Source organism: Blautia glucerasea (genome assembly GCF_013304385.1).
Lineage (GTDB): Bacteria > Bacillota > Clostridia > Lachnospirales > Lachnospiraceae > Blautia_A > Blautia_A ammoniilytica.
In genome coordinates this window covers 1-18,640 of sequence record NZ_JAAITU010000047.1, presented here as the reverse complement: position 1 = coordinate 18,640, position 18,640 = coordinate 1, and the positions used below count along the sequence as shown (strand labels likewise).

Genomic DNA, 18,640 nt, shown 5'->3' with positions numbered 1-18,640 from the left:
AAAATGAAGCCATGATGTTAGGAAATGCCCCAATTACGATACAGAACGAGAGGTTGGATACAGCATGGATCGAAGAGGATTTTTAGACATTTTACAGAGTCAGCTGACCGGGCAGATGCATGAAGGGAAGATTGCTGCACATTTAAGGTATTATGAGGATTATATACAATCCCAGGTGATGAAGGGCAGATCAGAGCAGGATGTACTGAACGAACTTGGAGATCCCAGGCTGATCGCCAGGACTCTTCTGGATACAGATACGGATAATGGCAATATATCCTATGAGGAGTATTCTACAGAAGATTCTGGCTTTTCCGGGGATAGCTATAGCGAAGACAAGAGACAGGTTCACAGTTTTCAGGATAAGCCCTGGTATGAGAAGCTGATCTCTCTTGTGATCTTTATGGGGATTTTAAGTGTGCTGATTCGAATGATCGGGCGTATTATGCCGTCTCTTGTTATGATAGCATTAGGGGTGTATGTGATATCTTTTTTATTTCGGCGGAGATGATAGGTATTTCCAAATAAGAGGTATGCAGACAGATTAAGAAAGGGAAAAGGGAGGATTTTATAATGAGTATTGCAGAGAACAGGCAGGCAATCCTGGAGGGCAGGACTGCTCTTGGGATTGAGCTTGGGTCTACCAGGATCAAGGCTGTGCTGATCAATGAACAGAATGAGCCGATAGCATCCGGAGGACATGAATGGGAGAATCGTTATGAACATGGAGTATGGACCTACAGTCTTGAGGATGTATGGAGCGGGCTTCAGGGGTGCTATCAGAGCCTTCTTATGGACATTAAAGAGAAGTATGGTGCAGAGACAGAGCTTACCAGAACAGGTGCTATAGGTATCAGTGCCATGATGCATGGTTATATGCCTTTTGATAAAGAGGGGAATCTGCTGGTTCCTTTCCGTACCTGGCGCAATAATATTACCGGGGAAGCCAGCGAGAAGCTTTCAGAGCTTTTTCATTATAACGTTCCCCAGAGATGGAGCATTGCTCATTTATACCAGGCCATTCTGAAAGGCGAGCCTCATGTAAAGGATATTGATTATATTACTACTCTTGAGGCTTACGTGCACTGGAAGCTTACCGGGCAAAGAGTGCTTGGGATCGGGGATGTGGCAGGTATGTTCCCGGTAGACTGTGAGACAAAGGATTATAATGAGACCATGATCCAGCAGTTTGATCAGCTGGTCCAGCCATATGGATTTGGCTGGAAGCTTCGGGATATTATGCCCAGATGTCTGGTGGCAGGACAGGAAGCTGGCTGTCTGACAGAAGAGGGTGCAAGACTTTTGGATGTGAGCGGCAGATTACAGGCCGGGATTCCTATGTGTCCGCCGGAAGGGGATGCAGGCACTGGCATGGTTGCCACTAACAGCGTTGCTATGCGTACAGGGAATGTTTCAGCAGGTACTTCTGTATTTGCATCTATTGTACTGGAGAAGGAATTATCTGCCCCTTATAAGGAGATTGATATGGTTGCTACACCATCCGGTCATCCGGTGGCTATGGCACATTCTAATAACTGCACCACAGACCTGAATGCATGGGTGGGCATTTTCAAAGAGTTTGCCCAGGCTATGGGGATGGAAGTAGATATGAACCAGCTTTATGGCACCTTATACAGAAAGGCTCTGGAGGGAGACAAAGACGGCGGTGGACTTCTGTCTTACTGTTACTATTCCGGTGAACATATGACCGGATTTGAAGAAGGACGGCCTTTGTTTGTAAGATCTCCGGAGAGCCATTTTACCCTGGCGAATTTTATGCGCACCAATCTTTACACCTGCCTGGGAGCTATGCGTGTAGGGCTGGATATCCTCTTCAAGAAGGAGGATGTGAAGGTGAGTCGTCTTTTGGGTCATGGCGGGCTGTTCAAGACCAAGGGCGTAGGCCAGCAGATCCTGGCAGATGCTGTAGGAGCACCGGTTTCTGTTATGGATACAGCAGGAGAGGGAGGAGCCTGGGGAATTGCAGTTCTGGCATCTTACCTGATCCATAAGAAAGAGCGTGAAACACTGGAGGACTTCCTGGACCAGAAGGTATTTGCAGGGAATATGGGCACCACCCTTGCTCCGGACCCGGAAGGTATAGAAGGATATAATCGTTTCATGGAGCGGTATCTGAAGGGCATTCCGGTGGAGCGGGCTGCTGTGGATTCCGATATCTGGACGGAGTAGAAGCTTAACGCAAAAGGCAGTTAAAGTGAATGTCCGAACTATGTGTTGTGCCAGCTGGCATTTTGGATAGGTGAAAATCATAAGAAAGGCGTCTCACGACTGTGAGGCGCCTTTCTTGGGTGGATTGTGTTGTGTAGAATTATTCTGCTGTATCGTCTACTTCTGCATCGTCTGCTACGGTGTCATCTTCAAAAGTATCATCCATAGTGTCAGTATCTGCATCTGTGGTATCAGAAGAGCCATTTACCAGAGTGTCAAAGAAATCAGCTGGCATACCTGCATCTGTCAGGTTCTGCAAAATGGTATCAAGGCTCATAGAGGAAGCAAATGCATCACCGTCCTCATCATTGTCTACATCATAGATAGGATCCATCTCAGAAGGATCTACAAAGGTCACAGGATCTGCATCATGAACCTGGGCAGACAGGGTTGCCAGAGGAGTGCCGCTCATGGAAAGATCCAGTGCAAAGTTCATACCGTCTAAAGTCAGTTTGATACCGAAAGCGCTGACAGTTTCATAAGTAGAATCATCCATGTCGCCCTGGAAAATGGAAAGGTCATAAGAACCATGAACAAGACCTTCGGTTTTCAGGGATTCTGTATCATAGTCTGAAACAGTAACGCCAAGGATCGGCTGAGAGTCAACAGAAAGCTCATAGTAACCATTCAAGGTACCATCTGTTACCTGACCGCTTCCTACGATGTCGATACTGCTGTCGTCTAAACCTGCATGTAAACGGTATCCAACATTGTCTCCATCTGTTGGGGTCTGATACAGGAAAAATGGATGTGAGCCCTCTTCATCAGCATAGGAAAGCTCATGTCCCACTACATTATCATCACTGTCAATCCAGATCTTGGAAGTAAGGCTCTGGGTGATATCCTCTGTTGACATATCCTCAGACTGAAGAGCATCCAAAACTTCATCCAGACTGCTCTGGAAATCGTCATATGTATAGTCTGCATCTGGTGCAAGAATAGCTGCAGATTCAAAAAGGGATTTGAAATCTTCATCATCCTTCAGTGCTTCTACTATATCTGTTAAAGCAGGAATAAGATTCTCTCCGGAAATAGTACCTTCCATGGTAGTGCAGTCTACGCTGACAGTATCAACAGAAAGGGTCTCACTTCCGCTTTCTGCTTCTGCTGCGTGATCTACAGCAATAGACAGATATTTATCAATCATATTGGAAATTGTGTCAGCTTCAGGCATGGACTCCTGGAATTTCATCATAGCATCCATGTATTCGGTAAGGTTCTCTGTATCTACCGGAAGATCGTCTGTTACAGAAATACCCAGGTCGTCTGCTGCGTCTTCAGCTGCTTCTGCTTCTTCCTGGGCAGCACTGTTGGCATTGACTTTGATATAACCATCAATAAGTTCCGGAATGCTCATATATATGTCCATTGTGGACATATCCATATACAACTGTGCAGAGCAGATATCTTTGTCGTTTACTTTTAAGGTAAGGTCTTCTCCTAACCTGGATGCTTCAAGAGTAACATCGCCATTAATGCCGATGGAATCCAGCCAGGAAAGGTCTACAGGTAAAAATGTACTGAGAAGTGACTTCGCCCCATCTTCTAACTTCAGGGAGAAATCCACACCCTGTCCTTCATAAGCTTTTTTGCTTGTTTCCAGGCTCTTGCCATAAATCGCACGGAAAGTTTCCAGGGCGTTATCCAGTGCTGATTTTTCGGCTTCGGCATAGGAATCTGCAGCAAGCACATTGTATGGTACTGCGGAAATGCCAAGGATTGCAGCAGAAGCCAATGCTGCTAATTTTCTCATTTTTTTCATAGCTACCTCCATTTTATTATACATTGAGTGATGTATTGGCAGAGAACGTCGGTTATAGTCCGGTCTGCCATATCTCATGATTGAGTGATAGAATCTGTGTTTTATTTCAGTTTATGCAGATTCATAGATTTATCTTACCATATCTTTGAGTTTTATGCTACAGAAAAATCAAATCTAAAACATGTGCCTAAAACATGTGTGACAGAGGGGAAAAAATGAAAGGCATTTGGCAATAATACATTGAGAATATGCTAATTTTATGGAAAACTCGATTATATAAGTATTGAAGAAATAGAAAAAATCTGATAAAATATAAGATATCAGACAACATGATGTGGGAAAATCTGTACACATAAAAAATAGTGAAGGAGAAGCACATGAAACCTATTGAAAGAATATCTGTAGTAGAGCAAGTAATTGAACGGCTGGAAGAATATATTACTGAAAACAATTTAAAAAAAGGAGATAAAATGCCAACAGAGAAGGAAGTCTGTGAAATGTTAGAGGCAGGGCGATCCACTGTTAGGGAAGCATATCGTATGATGCAGGCATTGGGAATCATCGAAGTAAAAAGAGGAAAGGGCGTTTATTTTGTCAGGCTTCAAGAAGATGCACGAGAAGCTGAAGTGGCAGAATGGTTTCGTTCTAATGGTCAGCATATTGCTGACTATATGCAGGTAAGGTGTGCAATAGAATCTATGGCTGTGAAAGTAGCCATGCAAAAAATGAATGAACAGAAAATTAATCAATTAAAGGAATTGTGTCAAAAAGCCATGCAAGATATTGATACTGAGATAGGAAAGAGAAGAGCAATGAGAATGACTCTGTATGATGAGGAATTTCATCATATGATTACAGAAATGACAGGAAATGATTTACTTATAAAGATTGAGAGAAATATTGCAGAATGTTTGACTGATTATCGAAACCAGGTTTTTATGCTAGAAGAAAATATTGAGCGTGCTCATACATCGCATCGTAAAATTATAGAGGCGTTTGAAAATGGAAACGAGGAACTGGCGCTGGAACGTGTGAGCAATCATTTGGAGAGTTCGTTGAAAGATATGGAATATGTTGAAAAAGAAAATAGAAAGTAAATAGAAGAGGCTGCGGAAAAACATCCGACAGCCTCTTGCTTATATATAGTAAAATTGGTTGATAAATAAAGAAATATAAATTGTTAAAACTTTCCACACCGTATCGGCATGGAAAGCCTTAGCAAATTATTTACAAATTGCTTTAATCGAATCCATTAATGTTTGTCTGTTTTCAGGAGTATCAACAATAAAAGGTGTTGTTAGTAAATAATCATATATCTTCTTAATATTGTCTTTAGTTTCTGGAATTCCAAGTTCAGAAAGTGTAACTGGCATTCCCATTTTTTCCATAAAATCTTTAAATGCCGGTATTTTTTCCGGAGTATGATTGTATGCAAGCTGGAGAATCAGGGAAGTTCCAACTATTTCGCCATGCAGGTATGCAAGAGATTCTTTTGTGAAATACATACGTGCACAATAGTACATTTCATGGGCGAGTGCAGTCTGTCCAAATGCTTTAGATATCCCACTGATCATGCTTGTAATGGCAAAATTAATAAATAAGAAATCGTGAACTTCTTTTGTAAGCTGGTGATTTTTTATATCATCATAAACCTTTAAACATGTGCGGTCTAAAATTTCATAAGTATATTTTGCCAGTGTGTATGCGGTGTATAATTCTATATTGAAATCATTATAGTGCATTTCTGAGTGCCCATGCTGTACTTCTATAAATTTAGCCATAGCGTCTAAAATGCCAGATGCAGCATAACGAGGGGGCTGATAAATCATAATATTTTCATCTACAATAATTGCAGATACCTCGTAATCATGATAAAAATTACCGCCAACAGTTCCATAAGCTGCCCCTTCGTCTGTGTACATGACACTCATAGGAGTATAAGCAGCGCATGTTGCGGCTTGAGTGGGAATATTTACTACTGGTAAATTAGCAACATGAGCAATACATTTTGCAAGATCCATAATTTTTCCACCACCGGCACCAACTACCACATCAAATTGGTTGTCAGAGCAGTATTGGGCAAAGGTATTGACTGCCTCATGTGTAGTATAACCCGGATAGACTTTAATTTCGTAAGAAACATGTGATTGGGTTAACGAAGCAGTTAAAACTTCTTGAACAATGCTAATGGCAGTAGGTCCGCCAATAATAAAAGCTTTGCGGCCGAAACGGGATATTTCTTCGCCAGCCATTTTCAATGCATCCGGTAATTGAATATACCGTCCGGCACCAAATTTAAATGCTACGTCAAGTTTTGTGTTCATAAGATTACCTCCTGAGTATTGTTATATAAAAATCTAAAGCGTTATCGTAAATTAAATAGTTGAGGACTCGTATATTGTGCTGCAATCACTGTATTAGTATAATCGCATAATGCAAGGCGAAAGTACCACAGTCAATATTCCTGCAACTGCAATAGAAAGACTACTTATAGCACCCTGTAATTCGCCCATCTCCAGTGCCTTTGATGTACCAACAACGTGAGAACTGTTTCCTATAGCTAATCCTTGCGCAATAGGATTGAAAATTCGTAGGAACTTCAGTAAGCCCTGAGCGATAATTGCACCAAATAAACCAGTGATCACCACCATAACTGCAGTAATGGATGTATTTCCATTCAGTTCAGCTGATATGCCTAGGGCAATTGCTGTTGTAACAGATTTCGGAATAAGTGCAGCAAATAGTGTTTCGGGTAATCGAAATAATTTGCAAAGTATAAATATATAGCAGCTACAAGTGAGACATCCGGAGAGAATACTAATAAATATAGCTGCCAGATGCTTTTTGAGAATAGTTAATTGGTTGTACATTGGTATGGCAAGACAAACCGTTGCAGGCGTTAATAAATAGTTTAGATATTTATTGCTGCTTTCATATGTCCTGTAATCTACTTTAAAAAAGAATAATAAAAAAATCATAATACATGAAGAGATTAAAAGGGGATTGCATAAAGTGTGTTTCCATTTTTGACTGATTTTAAGTGCAATCCAGTAAGAAAACAATGTTGCAACTACACCCCAATAATTAGAACCTGAGAGTAATAGATTCATATCCTTTAGCTCCTTTTTTATTTCTCGTTGTTTTTTCTTCTTATTATTTTTTCTGCCACGATTCCAGTAGTACCCATAACAAGAACTGTACTGGTTAATGTGATAAAAAGGATATGTGGTAAAAGTGTAAGGGTAGACAGATCTATGGTTAATATACTTACACATGGCATTACAAAAAATACTGGCATGATTTTTGAAAGAAAGCCTGCTATTGTATTTATTTTTTCAAGTCTCACAAGTCCCAAAATAAGTGATAGTAGTAATAAAATCATTCCATAAATACTTCCTGGAATGGGAAAAGGAAGTAATAAATGTAACAAATCACCTAAAAAGCAGTACAGACAAATTATTAGAAATTGAAATAGACAATTCATAGATGCTCTCCTTACTGGTTTTATTATTTGTAGTGATATGAAAATATTATTGCATGACATCAGACAACATGTCAACACAAAACCATTAAATAATCGAAAAACGTAAAAAATCATAAAACTGGCAATATGTATATGTGCGGAATGCACAAAAATTAATTTGAATAAAAGAATATATTGACAATAGCAACCAAAGCATATATCATGAAGTCATGACGTCAGACAACCAGATGGAACGCACAAAGGTGTATGTGGGGTTGTATATTAATTTGAATGTGAAAAGGAGAAGGTAAAATGAAAAGAGCAGAATTTACAGAAAAGTATGGTAGAATTTTATGTCCTTTAGTAACTCCTTATTTTGAAAACGAGGAAGTTAACTACGAGGCATATGGCGAAATTATTGAATATTTGATTAAGAATGATCTTTGCGACTCACTGATCGTTACTGGAACTACAGGAGAAGCATCTTTATTAACTTTTGATGAACGAGTAAAATTAATGGAAACTGCATTAAAAATCTCTGCAGGAAGAAAACCAGTTATTGCTGGTACTGGCTGTGCATCAACAAAAGAAACTATTGCATTGACACAGAAGGCTGAAGAATTAGGTATTGATTTATGTATGGTAGTTGCACCTTTCTATAATAAACCGACGCAGGAGGGAATTTATAATCATTATAAGAAAGTTGCAGAGAGTGTTAAAATTAACATTTTACTCTATAACATTCCTATTTTTGTTGGAGTTAATGTGGATGCTCCAACAGTTAGAGAACTGTCGAAGATTCCTAACATTATTGGAATTAAAGATGAGGCTGGTATTAATCCAACTCAGGTTACAGATTTCTTCTTAGCAACCGAAGATATTAATCCGGAATTTGTAATCTTTAACGGTGATGATATCATGTTGCTTCCAACTATTGTGCAGGGAGCAATGGGAATTGTCAGTGGAGGAGCACATATTTTTGGTCACGAAATAAGGGAAATTATGGATGCGTTTGCAAGAGGTGAAAATGACAAGGCGAAGGAAATGTTTGTTCCGTTATATCGTTTTTGTAAATCTTGCGGTCAGAATGGCCGAATTCTACCAAATTCGATCATGCGTCCGGCTATTGAGATGGTAACAGGAATAAAGATTGGTCCGGCAAGAAGTCCTCTTGCACCTATCACAGAACAGGAAAAGGAAGTACTTGTAGATGTGATGAAGTCTATCGGAATTAAATTTTGAGAATAAATAATACTATTAAAATATACTTCGAAAGAAAGGAGTTTCTATATGAAGAAGAAACGGATAGTTGCTGTAATCTTATCTTTAACAATGATGCTTAGCGGAGCAATGGCAACAGGCGTATATGCTGATGAATTAGATGGTGAAATTAAAATTGGATTAAGCTGTGCCATTACAGGCAATTTTCCACTTGCAGGTCAGAGAACAAAAGAAGGAGTGGATCTTGCACTGGAAGAGATTAATGCAAATGGCGGAGTACTGGGGAAAAAACTGGTTTATACAGTAGAAGATGATCAAAATACTCAGACAACAGCCGTAAACGTGGTTACAAAGATTTTAAATGAAGATGTGTGCGCTGTGATTGGACCTCACACATCTGGAAACGCAGCAGCAACTAGTGAATTGTATAAAAATGCTCAGATTCCTTTCTTGACAGGTGGTTCTAGTCCGAAGCTTGCAGAGATGGACAATCCTTACTTCTTTAGAATTCGTCCTTCTGATACAATAAATGGACAGGTTGCAGCAAAATATGCAGTTGAAACACTGGAAGCTAAAAAAATTGGTATTTCTTATAATAACAATGACTTTGGTACCGGAGGCAGAGATGTAGTCATTGAAGCACTGGAAGAAGCTGGAATTGACTATGTCGCAGTGGGACATAATGCAGGGGATAAAGATTTAACTGGTCAAATTATGCAGTTGATGAGTGAAAATGTAGATTGTATTATTTCATGGACCGATGATGCGGAAGTAGTTCTGACAGCCAGACAGTTATATGAATTAGGAATGGATGTACCAGTGATTGCTTCAGCAGGAATTGTAATGGATCAGGTATTGAATTTACTTGAACCAGAATATGTTGAAGGCTGGTATGCTGTGACTGATTTTGTTTCCACAAATGATGATGAAGTTGTAAAGGGGTTTGTGGATAATTTTAATGATAAATATGGTTACAACCCTGAACTTTATGCTTCTTCATATTATAGTGCTACTTATGTTTTGGCAGATGCTATTGAAAGAGCTGGTTCTACAGATCCAGAGGCAATAAGGGAAGCTCTTACTAAAACTTCAGAATTGAAGCTTCCAGAGGGACTGTACACTTGTGATGAGAGTGGCGACATGGTACATGGTTGTGTTGTTGCTGAAATCAAAGACAAAGTTCCTACAATGATTGATTATGTGACCGTAGAATAATAACATAAGTAATGAAAATAGGAGAGGATGCGAGATTATAGTGTAATTTAATCTGGCATCCTTTTTAAAAATTAAATAAAAGGAGTGAAAGTATGACAGGGCAGATTATACTACAATTAATTGTAAGTGGACTTGCGTTGGGATTTATCTATGCATTGGTAGCTATTGAATATACATTGATTTTTAATTCTACAGGATTATTAAACTTTAGTCATGATAAATTTATTATGTTTGGAGCATACATTTTTGCCGCACAGTTTCTCTTGAATATGGGGGTAAGCCCTGCAATCGGTATTATTGCTACTTTGGCAACTATGTTTATTTTTGGCGTTTTGGTTGCAACAGGTATTTTTAATCCTCTGAGGAATATGGCCTCTCCGTTATTTGCTGTTATTGGAACTGTTTTCTTAGGAAGAATTTTAACAGAAATAACCAGATTGATATGGGGTGCTACACCTTTTACAGTACCAGGATTTTTAAAAGGCGTTGTAAGAATTGGAAATGTTGTGATAACAAAGGCTAATATAACTGTTATTATTGTATCTGCAATTATTGTAGTTTTATTACAGATTTTTTTTAATAAAACTAAAACAGGAAAGGCAATGAGATGTGTTCAGCAGAATAAAACGGCAGCTACTTTAATGGGAATTAATGTAGCGAAAAATATTAATTTTACTATTGCACTGAGTGCGGTGATTTGTGCAGCTATCGGAATTATGGTTATTCCTCTTTTTACAGTAGATCTTACAATTGCCAATATGATCGGTTTAAAAGGTTTTGCAGCTGGTGTAGTTGGTGGATTTGGTTATCTGCCTGGTGCAATTGTTGGAGGAATTGCAATTGGAATTCTTGAAAATCTTAGTACTTTGGTAATTCCTACTTTATATAAAGATTGTATAGCGTTTGTGTTATTAATTGCAATCCTTCTGATCAAGCCTTCAGGATTGTTAGGACATAAAAAATAGGGAGGGGAAAGCAAAATGAGAAAATCATTAAAAGGTGCAGGAATACTATTGCTTCTTGTAATATTAGTTGTTGTTCCGATTGTAGATAAAAATACATACCATCATATCGTGTTATGCCAGACACTGGTTAATATTGTGGTGGTAACAGGATTGAATTTTATAACAGGATTAACAGGTCAAATGAATATGGGAACTGCTGGTATAATGGCGATGGGTGCATATTCTGCTGCACTTTGCAGTACAAAGTTTAACTTTCCAATTATCGTAGGATTTATTGTTGCAATACTTATGGGACTGATTGTTGGAAAAGGCTTAGGATATCCAAGTTTACGATTAAAAGGAGTATATCTTTCTCTTACAACTATTGGATTTAGCGAAATTACCCGTTTAGTACTGACGAACTGGGTAGACCTTACCGGCGGTACCATGGGAGTACAAAATATTCCTTGGATTAACTTATTTGGAAATAAACTGGATACTTCGTTTAAAATCTATTATTTTTATTTAGTTATTGCAATTTTAGTAACTATTGCTTCGTATCGTATTATTCATTCAAAATGGGGACGCGTTTTTAAAGCGATAAAAGATAATGTAGAAGCTGTAGATGCCAGTGGAGTGGATATTGCAAAGATGAAAATTCTGGCATTTACACTGGCTACAGTTTTAGGATGCTTTGGTGGTGCTATGTATGCTCATATGATGGGCTACATTAACCCAACAACATTTACTCAGGATTTGTCAGCAAATTATTTGGCAATGATGATGATTGGTGGAATTGGTACTGTAGGAGGAAGCGTACTTGGCGCAATTGTGATTACCATATTGCCAGAAGTTCTGAGATTTATGGAAAATTATTATTGGCTGGTATTTAGTACTATTGCATTGTTGTTTGCAATCTTTTTACCAAATGGAATTGTTTCGTTATTTACAGGCAATAAGTTATTGAAAAGATTTGGGCGGACTGAAAAATCCTTTAAAGGGGAGGAATAAAGATGAATAATGAGACAATATTAAAAGTAGATCATATTACGAAACGATTTTCAGGATTGGTGGCAGTAAATGATTTGTCTCTTCTTATGAAAAAAAGAACCATACATGCTTTAATTGGACCTAATGGTTCTGGCAAAACGACAACAGTAAATCAGATTACCGGAGCGTTCCCTCCAACGGAAGGTGAGATTTACTATAAAGGAACCTGTACCACTCATATGCAGCCATATCAGATTGCCAGACTGGGAATAAGCAGGACATTTCAGAACTTAAAATTGTTTACATCTCTTTCAGTGCTTGAAAATTTGATGGTAGGTGGACATCAAATGACTAAAATGGGGATTTTAAATTTTTTAATAAATCCGGTTAAAGCAAAACAAGAAGAAGCACAGTTGCTAGAAAGAGCCGAGGAAGTTCTGGAATATATTGGGTTAAAAGATTTAAGGGATACAAATGTTAAAAATCTGCCATATGGAAAACAGAAAATGACAGAATTTGGACGGGCATTAATGATGAAACCGGAACTCTTGATTTTGGATGAGCCTGCCGCTGGATTGAATCCAACAGAACGAAAGGCATTTGTGGATATTATATTAAAAACTTTTGATACTGGAATTGATATTTTCTTGATAGAACACAATATGGATGTTGTTATGAACATTTGTACAGACATTACAGTATTAAATTTTGGAGCCAAAATCGCAGAGGGAAGCCCTTACGATATTCAAAATAATGATGAGGTTATTAAAGCTTATCTGGGTGATAAATATAAACCTATTATGGCCGTAAAGAAGGAGGTATTGTAATGCTTCAAGTTAATAATATAAATGTATATTACGGTAAAGTAGAAGCATTATTTAATGTTTCATTTGAAGTTGGCGACAATGAAATTGTGTCGTTAATTGGAGCTAATGGCGCTGGAAAAACTACTTTAATGAAAACTATTGTGGGAATTAATAAAGTGCAGAGTGGAAATATTGAATACAATGGAAAAGAAATCAGTAATCAACATGCACATAAAACTGTTTATGATGGAATTGTATATGTGCCAGAAGGTCGTGAAGTTTTTCCTCAAATGACAGTATATGAAAATTTGGAAATGGGAGCTTTTAGCAAAAAATATACAAAAGGTGAAATGGATGATCATATAGCAGAAGTATATGATTTGTTTCCTAGATTAAAGGAGCGTTCTAAGCAGGCAGCAGGAACAATGAGTGGAGGAGAACAGCAAATGCTGGCAATTGGAAGAGGCATGATGAGTGATCCCAAATTGCTTATGTTTGACGAGCCATCGTTGGGGCTGGCACCTGTAATTGTCGATGAGATGTTCCGGGCAATTATTAAAATCAACGAGTCCAGAAAGACACCTATTGTAATAGCTGAACAGAATGCATTTATGGCTATGTCTATTTCAAAACGTACCTATGTATTAGAAGTTGGGCACATTGTGACTCATGGTGCAAGTCCGGAATTATTGAATAGTCCAGATATTAAAAAAGCATATTTAGGTGGGTAATGTATTATGATTGGAGGGTGAATATGGAACTCAATTTAAAAGGAAAGGTTGTTGTAATAACCGGCGGAGCAGCTGGAATTGGACGAGCCACATCTATAGAATTTTTAAAAGAGGGAGCAATTGTGGCTGTTTGCGGCAGGAGAAACGAAAAAATAGAAAAATTTTATACTGAAATGAGTAATCTTGGATATCAGGTATATGGAGAAGCTCTGAATATTAGAGACTGCAAGGCAGTCCAAAGATTTGCGGAGAATATTATACATAAATTTGGAAAAATTGACATATGGGTGAATAATGCAGGTGTTGCATTGGATAAACCTTTTTGGGAATTTACTAAAGAAGAATGGGATAATATTGTCGAAACAAATTTGGAAGCTGTGTGGAATTGTACAAGAATATGTGCACGATATATGATGGAAAAAGAGTCTGGTGTAATAATCAATATATCAAGCTATGCCTCTAAAATCCCGATTGCTGGTGGCCCTATTTATGCAGCCACGAAAGCTGGGGTATCAAGCCTGACAAAATCATTTGCTTCAGAACTGGCTCCTTACAATATTCGGGTAATAGGCATTGTGCCAGGAATGATTAATACAGAGATAAGTAAAAAGAATATAGCAGAAAACAAGGATAAGTTAATAAGCAATATCTCAATGAAAAGATTGGGAGAAGCTGAGGATTTGGCAAAACCGATTGTATTTTTATCATCAGATGCAGCAGGATATATGTCTGGATTCGACGTAGAGATTACCGGTGGAAAATATGCTACGCAAAATACAGATTGGCCATGGAGAATAAAAAATGAGCGAGAAAAAGAAAAAAATATTAGTAACGGCAACCAATTATGATAAGTATTGTCAGAGTGGAAAAAAAATATTGCAAAATGCTAATTGTGAAATTGTAGAAAATCCATATGGACGGCCAATGACTTTTAACGAATTATCTCGTGTGGTAGGAGATATAGATGGCGTAGTGGTAGGTGTGGATGAATGGAATGAACATATTTTTGAACTTGCACCTCACTTGAAAGGGATGGCTAGATTCGGGGTTGGCGTAGATAATATTAATTTATCAGATGCCAAAAAATATGGAATTAAGGTTTGTAATTGTCCGGGAATTAATACAAATGCGGTAGCTGAGCAAACGGTAGGGCTTATTTTGTCGGCAACCAGGAGTATTCCTTTGTTAAATAAAGAAATACGTACAGGTAGTTGGACGCGAGTTATGAATCATGAACTTTGTAATCAAACTATTGGATTATTGGGATTTGGTGCAATTGCAAAAAGTGTAGCAGAAAAACTTCAGGGATTTCATACTAGGATTCTTGCATATGATAAATTTCCAGATAAAGAAACTGCAAAAAAGTTACATGTTGAATTTTGTTCATTTGAAGAATTATTAAGCAAAAGTGACATTCTATCTATTCATGTACCAGCATCGAATGAAAACAGGCATTTATTGAATGAAGATACGTTAAGAAAAGTAAAACCAGGAGTAATTCTGATAAATACTGCAAGAGGAACTATTATAGATGAAGAGGCCGCATTGGCGGCATTAAATTCAGGAATTATTTCATTGTGGGCAACGGATGTGTTTGAATATGAGCCAATTAAACCAGACCTTCCAGCGTTTCAATATGATCAATATATTGCAACACCGCATACATCAGCTGAAACATATGAAAATTATGATAGAACCTCTATTATAACAGCAAAAGCTTTGTTGGATATATTAGAAGGAAAAGAACCCGTAAATCGCTTAGTATAAGGAGATGGATATGAACAATAAAACAGAATTTCCTAATGGAGTCTGGCCGGTAATGCTGACTACATTTGACGCTGATGGAAATGTGGATTACACAGGTTTGGAGCGTTTAATTAAGTGGTATGAAAATGAAGGCGTTGCTGGGATTTTTGCAGTGTGCCAGTCCAGTGAAATGTTTCAGTTGAGTTTAGATGAAAGAATTAATATTGCAACATTTGTTAAGAAAAAGGCAAATGTGCCGGTAATAGCTTCTGGACATGTTTCATATTCAATCGAAGAGCAGGTGAAAGAGTTAAATGCGATTGCCAAAACGGGTGTAGATGCGATTATATTTATTTCGTCTTTGTTGGCAAAGGAAGATGAAGACGATAAGTTGCTTTTGGAAAGATTGAAAAAGTTGACTGAGTCATTGGAGTATGACGTTCCATTGGGAATTTATGAATGCCCGTATCCGTATAAAAGGGTTTTGTCTGATGAAATCATCTCCTGGTGTGTGGCTTCTGAAAAGTTTTACTTTATAAAGGATACTTGTTGCGATATAGAACGAATCAAAAGAAGACTGGATATTATGAAAAATTCCAGAATGAAATTATTTAATGCCAATACAGCAACTTTATTAGAGAGTGTGAGATATGGAGCATCAGGGTATAGCGGAGTTATGGCAAATTTTCACCCGGCTTTGTATGAATGGATGTTAAGGCATTATCAGGATCAAAAAAACACAGTGGAGGAACTTTCTGCCGTACTAACTATGTGTTCTTACATAGAAATGAAAAATTATCCTCGAAATGCTAAATACGCGTTGCAGGAAATGGGACTTAGTATTGATTTGATGACACGGAAAATTAATAGTAATGGTATGTCACCTACTTTAGAAGGAGAAGTACGGCAATTAAACTATTTGTCTGGGATTTGGAAAAAACGTCTTAAGTTGATATAAAAGATAAAAAAGGCACTTGCATCAGGGGAGACTTCCGGGTGGAGTGCCTTTTTGTAGTTTAGGACAAAAAGCGGGAATCCTCGTCAATTCAATTACCGAGCCTGCAAATAAAAAGTCAATAGCAAATTGATGATTTCAGGCAAAAATTTTTGCAAGATTTTGAACATTAAAATAAGACCACCGATATTCGCTGGTCTAAAATAAAGGTATTGACGAGATATTTATTCTGGGAGTGAAGACAGATATTCTTTCACTCGACCATAGTAGATGCGAAGAAACTTATTCGCACCGGCTGTCATGTAGACGTAATAAGGCTTTCCTTGTGCTCGTTTCTTATCCATAAACAAGTAGACAGGATCATCCTGTGGCTTTGTTTTGATGAGAACATCCATGACTTGAAACAGAGTCTTACGAAGAGTACTGGAACCGCGCTTGGAAGCAGGAACGCTTTTCTGCTCATATGAACCGGATTCATTTACGCCGGGATCAACGCCTGCAAAGGCTGTAATGGCTCCTTTGTGGGTAAATCGGGAGACATCACCAATCTCTGCCATAAGCTGTGGACCAAGCGATTTACCTACACCTTTCATAGCCATGACAACAGGGTATTCCGGCAGTTTAGAAGCAGCCTCATTCATCATGGTACGAAGCTGTTCCACAGTCTGTGAAGCCGTATTTAATTGTTCTACAGCCTGTTTGACGATTAACTTTGTCAGATCGTCTTTTGGAAGTATAGAAACAAGCTCCTTAGATGCTTCATAGATTTCAACAGCTTTTGAACGGCTGAAGTTGTACTTCCTGCGTTTACACCACTTTTGATAGTGGTCGATAAAGGCGTTTAGAGAGAGTTTACGAACACAATCCACATGCCAGTAGGTGGCTGAAAAGTCAACCCATTTTTGACTTCCATCCTCACGGGCAGGGCTGTCAAAATAAGTGTTAGCTCCCGGATAAGTTTGGTCAAGGATGCTGATTAGATTATTTTTCATAGCGGTTTTGTGTTTCATGTAAAAATCAAACTGGCGGTTCATGGTTTTCAGTTGATTACGAATTTCATCCATGAGACTATACTGTCTGAGTTCCGTTCAACTGTCAAGAGTATAGCGTGCAATTTTTACTGCATCCGCTTTATCGGACTTTACTTTGCGGAGAGAGTTGTCTCCAAAATCTTTGATGAGTTTGGGATTTATGGCAGATACAAAAAGGTCAGCTTTCGAAAGTTCACGGACAAGAGGTTCGTAATAACGACCGGTGTGTTCCATGACAATACGAGATTCGCCATCAATGGATTGGATCTGTTCAATGAGAGAGCGAATCCCACTGACTGTGTGTTTGACTTCAAATGGTTTTGAAATGATCTCACCATAAGGACGAAGGATAGCAACCATGCTTTTTCCTTTGGAAACATCAATACCTACTGCATTCATATTCATAAATTTGTCACTCCTTAAAATCAGATTATGCAATGGATAAAGACCAGTTTTACTCATTGCCTATTCCATCTACTGTGGTGTGACACGAACGTACCGAAGGCAGTTCAACCTGCATAAAACGAACGCTGCAAATGAGGAGCTGGTTATCAGTCTCGGCAACGGACGCGAAGTCCAAGATGAATAAGACGATATACCGATTGCTCCATACATTTTAACAGCTTAAGCAACAAGATGGATAATTCCTTACTGGCTGTAAGGGATATTAACCATAAATATATTGTAGTAGATGAAAGCGCGAGAGTGTGCATATCTGCACAATGCAAATAGAATAATACTCCTCATCCTTTGATATTAATGCCGTAACCAGCATATAATAAGAGCGAAAATACGTTCGAATAATTATTGCGTGTTACAATTCAATATGATATACTATATGTATGAAAGAAAAACTAATACATTACAGAACTTGTGTGTGTAATATCAACTACCATATGGTGTGGTCGGTGAAATACCGGCGAAAGATATTAAACCCGGAAATTGAGGAATACCTTCAGGAACTGGTGCAGCAGATTGCCGAGGACAAGGGCGTTACCGTTCATTTGTTTGAATGTGGTGAAGGTGATCATGTCCACTTTTTGTATCAGCTCCACCAAAACTGTCCATAACAGCGATCGTCAAGTATCTGAAGGGGATCACCGGAAGAAAATTATTCGAACGTTTTCCAGAAATAAAAAACCAGCTATGGAATGGAGAGCTGTGGAACCATTCCTATTATGTGGAAACAATCGGATCTGTATCTGAGGAAAATATCCGCTGCTATATTGAACACCAGAGCAAAGCGTATTAAATCAAGGTGGAGTGTAAATCTCTATCTGTATAGCTGTTCAAAGGGGGAAGAGGAATGCTGCTGTCACAGAAAACATCTGTAAAAATCCGGTCGGAATATTCCAATATCATAGGGCATATGTGTTATGCGGCTTCCAAACTCTGGAATGTCTGCAACTACGAACGTCATTATTACAAAGAACTGGGACTGGGAAAGTATCCGGACTGGTATTATCAGAAAAAAGCACATAAAGGAGACCTGTGGTACAGACAGCTTCCGTCACAGACAGCGCAGGAGACCTGCAAGCAGCTGGATA

Annotated in this window: 16 protein-coding genes and 3 pseudogenes; 14 read left to right on the top strand and 5 right to left on the bottom strand. The window is 38.4% G+C overall.

Annotated elements, in window-relative coordinates; all coding sequences use genetic code 11:
• The first annotated feature begins 64 nt into the window (after positions 1–64).
• Together G5B11_RS19175 and G5B11_RS15335 are read left to right on the top strand one after the other, a co-directional pair.
• Positions 65–511, top strand: a complete 447-nt coding sequence (locus G5B11_RS19175) for a DUF1700 domain-containing protein (protein ID WP_244093042.1) — start codon at positions 65–67, stop codon at positions 509–511.
• Between the two features lie 62 nt (positions 512–573).
• On the top strand, positions 574–2,190 hold the full coding sequence (locus G5B11_RS15335; protein WP_158422946.1) for a xylulokinase: 1,617 nt from the start codon (positions 574–576) through the stop codon (positions 2,188–2,190).
• A gap of 139 nt (positions 2,191–2,329) precedes the next feature.
• Here the strand turns inward: G5B11_RS15335 and G5B11_RS15330 are convergent, their stop codons facing one another.
• Positions 2,330–3,991 carry a hypothetical protein gene (locus G5B11_RS15330; protein ID WP_173728962.1) on the bottom strand — a complete coding sequence of 554 codons (1,662 nt, stop codon included), beginning with the start codon at positions 3,989–3,991 and terminating at the stop codon, positions 2,330–2,332.
• Positions 3,992–4,368: 377 nt separating this feature from the next.
• Between G5B11_RS15330 and G5B11_RS15325 the strand changes: the two genes are divergently transcribed.
• Complete coding sequence (locus tag G5B11_RS15325) at positions 4,369–5,088, top strand: FadR/GntR family transcriptional regulator (protein ID WP_173728961.1); 720 nt, start codon at positions 4,369–4,371, stop codon at positions 5,086–5,088.
• 126 nt (positions 5,089–5,214) lie between these two features.
• Here the strand turns inward: G5B11_RS15325 and G5B11_RS15320 are convergent, their stop codons facing one another.
• The 3 genes from G5B11_RS15320 to G5B11_RS15310 all read right to left on the bottom strand — a co-directional run bounded on the left by G5B11_RS15320 (position 5,215) and on the right by G5B11_RS15310 (position 7,475).
• Positions 5,215–6,315, bottom strand: coding sequence for an iron-containing alcohol dehydrogenase family protein (locus tag G5B11_RS15320; protein ID WP_173728960.1), 1,101 nt, complete (start codon positions 6,313–6,315; stop codon positions 5,215–5,217).
• 93 nt (positions 6,316–6,408) lie between these two features.
• Positions 6,409–7,101, bottom strand: a complete 693-nt coding sequence (locus G5B11_RS15315; protein ID WP_173728959.1) for an LrgB family protein — start codon at positions 7,099–7,101, stop codon at positions 6,409–6,411.
• Between the two features lie 17 nt (positions 7,102–7,118).
• On the bottom strand, positions 7,119–7,475 hold the full coding sequence (locus G5B11_RS15310; RefSeq protein WP_173728958.1) for a CidA/LrgA family protein: 357 nt from the start codon (positions 7,473–7,475) through the stop codon (positions 7,119–7,121).
• Between the two features lie 291 nt (positions 7,476–7,766).
• Here G5B11_RS15310 and dapA point away from each other — a divergent pair, with 291 nt between their 5' ends.
• The 9 genes from dapA (at position 7,767) to G5B11_RS15265 (ending at position 16,065) form a co-directional block, all read left to right on the top strand.
• A complete protein-coding gene (gene dapA, locus G5B11_RS15305) occupies positions 7,767–8,696 on the top strand; it encodes a 4-hydroxy-tetrahydrodipicolinate synthase (protein ID WP_173728957.1) in 930 nt (309 codons plus the stop codon).
• A 48-nt stretch (positions 8,697–8,744) separates the two neighbouring features.
• Positions 8,745–9,890 carry an ABC transporter substrate-binding protein gene (locus G5B11_RS15300; protein WP_173728956.1) on the top strand — a complete coding sequence of 382 codons (1,146 nt, stop codon included), beginning with the start codon at positions 8,745–8,747 and terminating at the stop codon, positions 9,888–9,890.
• Positions 9,891–9,982: 92 nt separating this feature from the next.
• Positions 9,983–10,855, top strand: coding sequence for a branched-chain amino acid ABC transporter permease (locus G5B11_RS15295; protein ID WP_173728955.1), 873 nt, complete (start codon positions 9,983–9,985; stop codon positions 10,853–10,855).
• A gap of 15 nt (positions 10,856–10,870) precedes the next feature.
• Positions 10,871–11,845, top strand: coding sequence for a branched-chain amino acid ABC transporter permease (locus G5B11_RS15290; RefSeq protein ID WP_173728954.1), 975 nt, complete (start codon positions 10,871–10,873; stop codon positions 11,843–11,845).
• A 2-nt stretch (positions 11,846–11,847) separates the two neighbouring features.
• On the top strand, positions 11,848–12,651 hold the full coding sequence (locus tag G5B11_RS15285) for an ABC transporter ATP-binding protein (protein ID WP_173728953.1): 804 nt from the start codon (positions 11,848–11,850) through the stop codon (positions 12,649–12,651).
• Positions 12,651–13,361, top strand: coding sequence for an ABC transporter ATP-binding protein (locus G5B11_RS15280; protein ID WP_173728952.1), 711 nt, complete (start codon positions 12,651–12,653; stop codon positions 13,359–13,361). The genes G5B11_RS15285 and G5B11_RS15280 overlap by 1 nt, the downstream gene beginning before the upstream one ends.
• 23 nt (positions 13,362–13,384) lie before the next feature.
• A complete protein-coding gene (locus tag G5B11_RS15275; RefSeq protein ID WP_173728951.1) occupies positions 13,385–14,209 on the top strand; it encodes an SDR family NAD(P)-dependent oxidoreductase in 825 nt (274 codons plus the stop codon).
• Complete coding sequence (locus G5B11_RS15270; protein WP_173728950.1) at positions 14,163–15,128, top strand: phosphoglycerate dehydrogenase; 966 nt, start codon at positions 14,163–14,165, stop codon at positions 15,126–15,128. Before G5B11_RS15275 ends, G5B11_RS15270 begins: the two co-directional genes overlap by 47 nt.
• Before the next feature lie 10 nt (positions 15,129–15,138).
• A complete protein-coding gene (locus G5B11_RS15265) occupies positions 15,139–16,065 on the top strand; it encodes a dihydrodipicolinate synthase family protein (RefSeq protein ID WP_173728949.1) in 927 nt (308 codons plus the stop codon).
• Between the two features lie 221 nt (positions 16,066–16,286).
• Here the strand turns inward: G5B11_RS15265 and G5B11_RS15260 are convergent.
• Positions 16,287–17,492, bottom strand: a pseudogene (locus tag G5B11_RS15260) (IS110 family transposase).
• A gap of 443 nt (positions 17,493–17,935) precedes the next feature.
• Here G5B11_RS15260 and tnpA point away from each other — a divergent pair.
• Together tnpA and G5B11_RS15250 are read left to right on the top strand one after the other, a co-directional pair.
• Positions 17,936–18,345 (top strand): annotated as a pseudogene (gene tnpA, locus G5B11_RS15255) (IS200/IS605 family transposase).
• A 54-nt stretch (positions 18,346–18,399) separates the two neighbouring features.
• Positions 18,400–18,640, top strand: a pseudogene (locus G5B11_RS15250) (RNA-guided endonuclease InsQ/TnpB family protein); the annotation flags it as partial.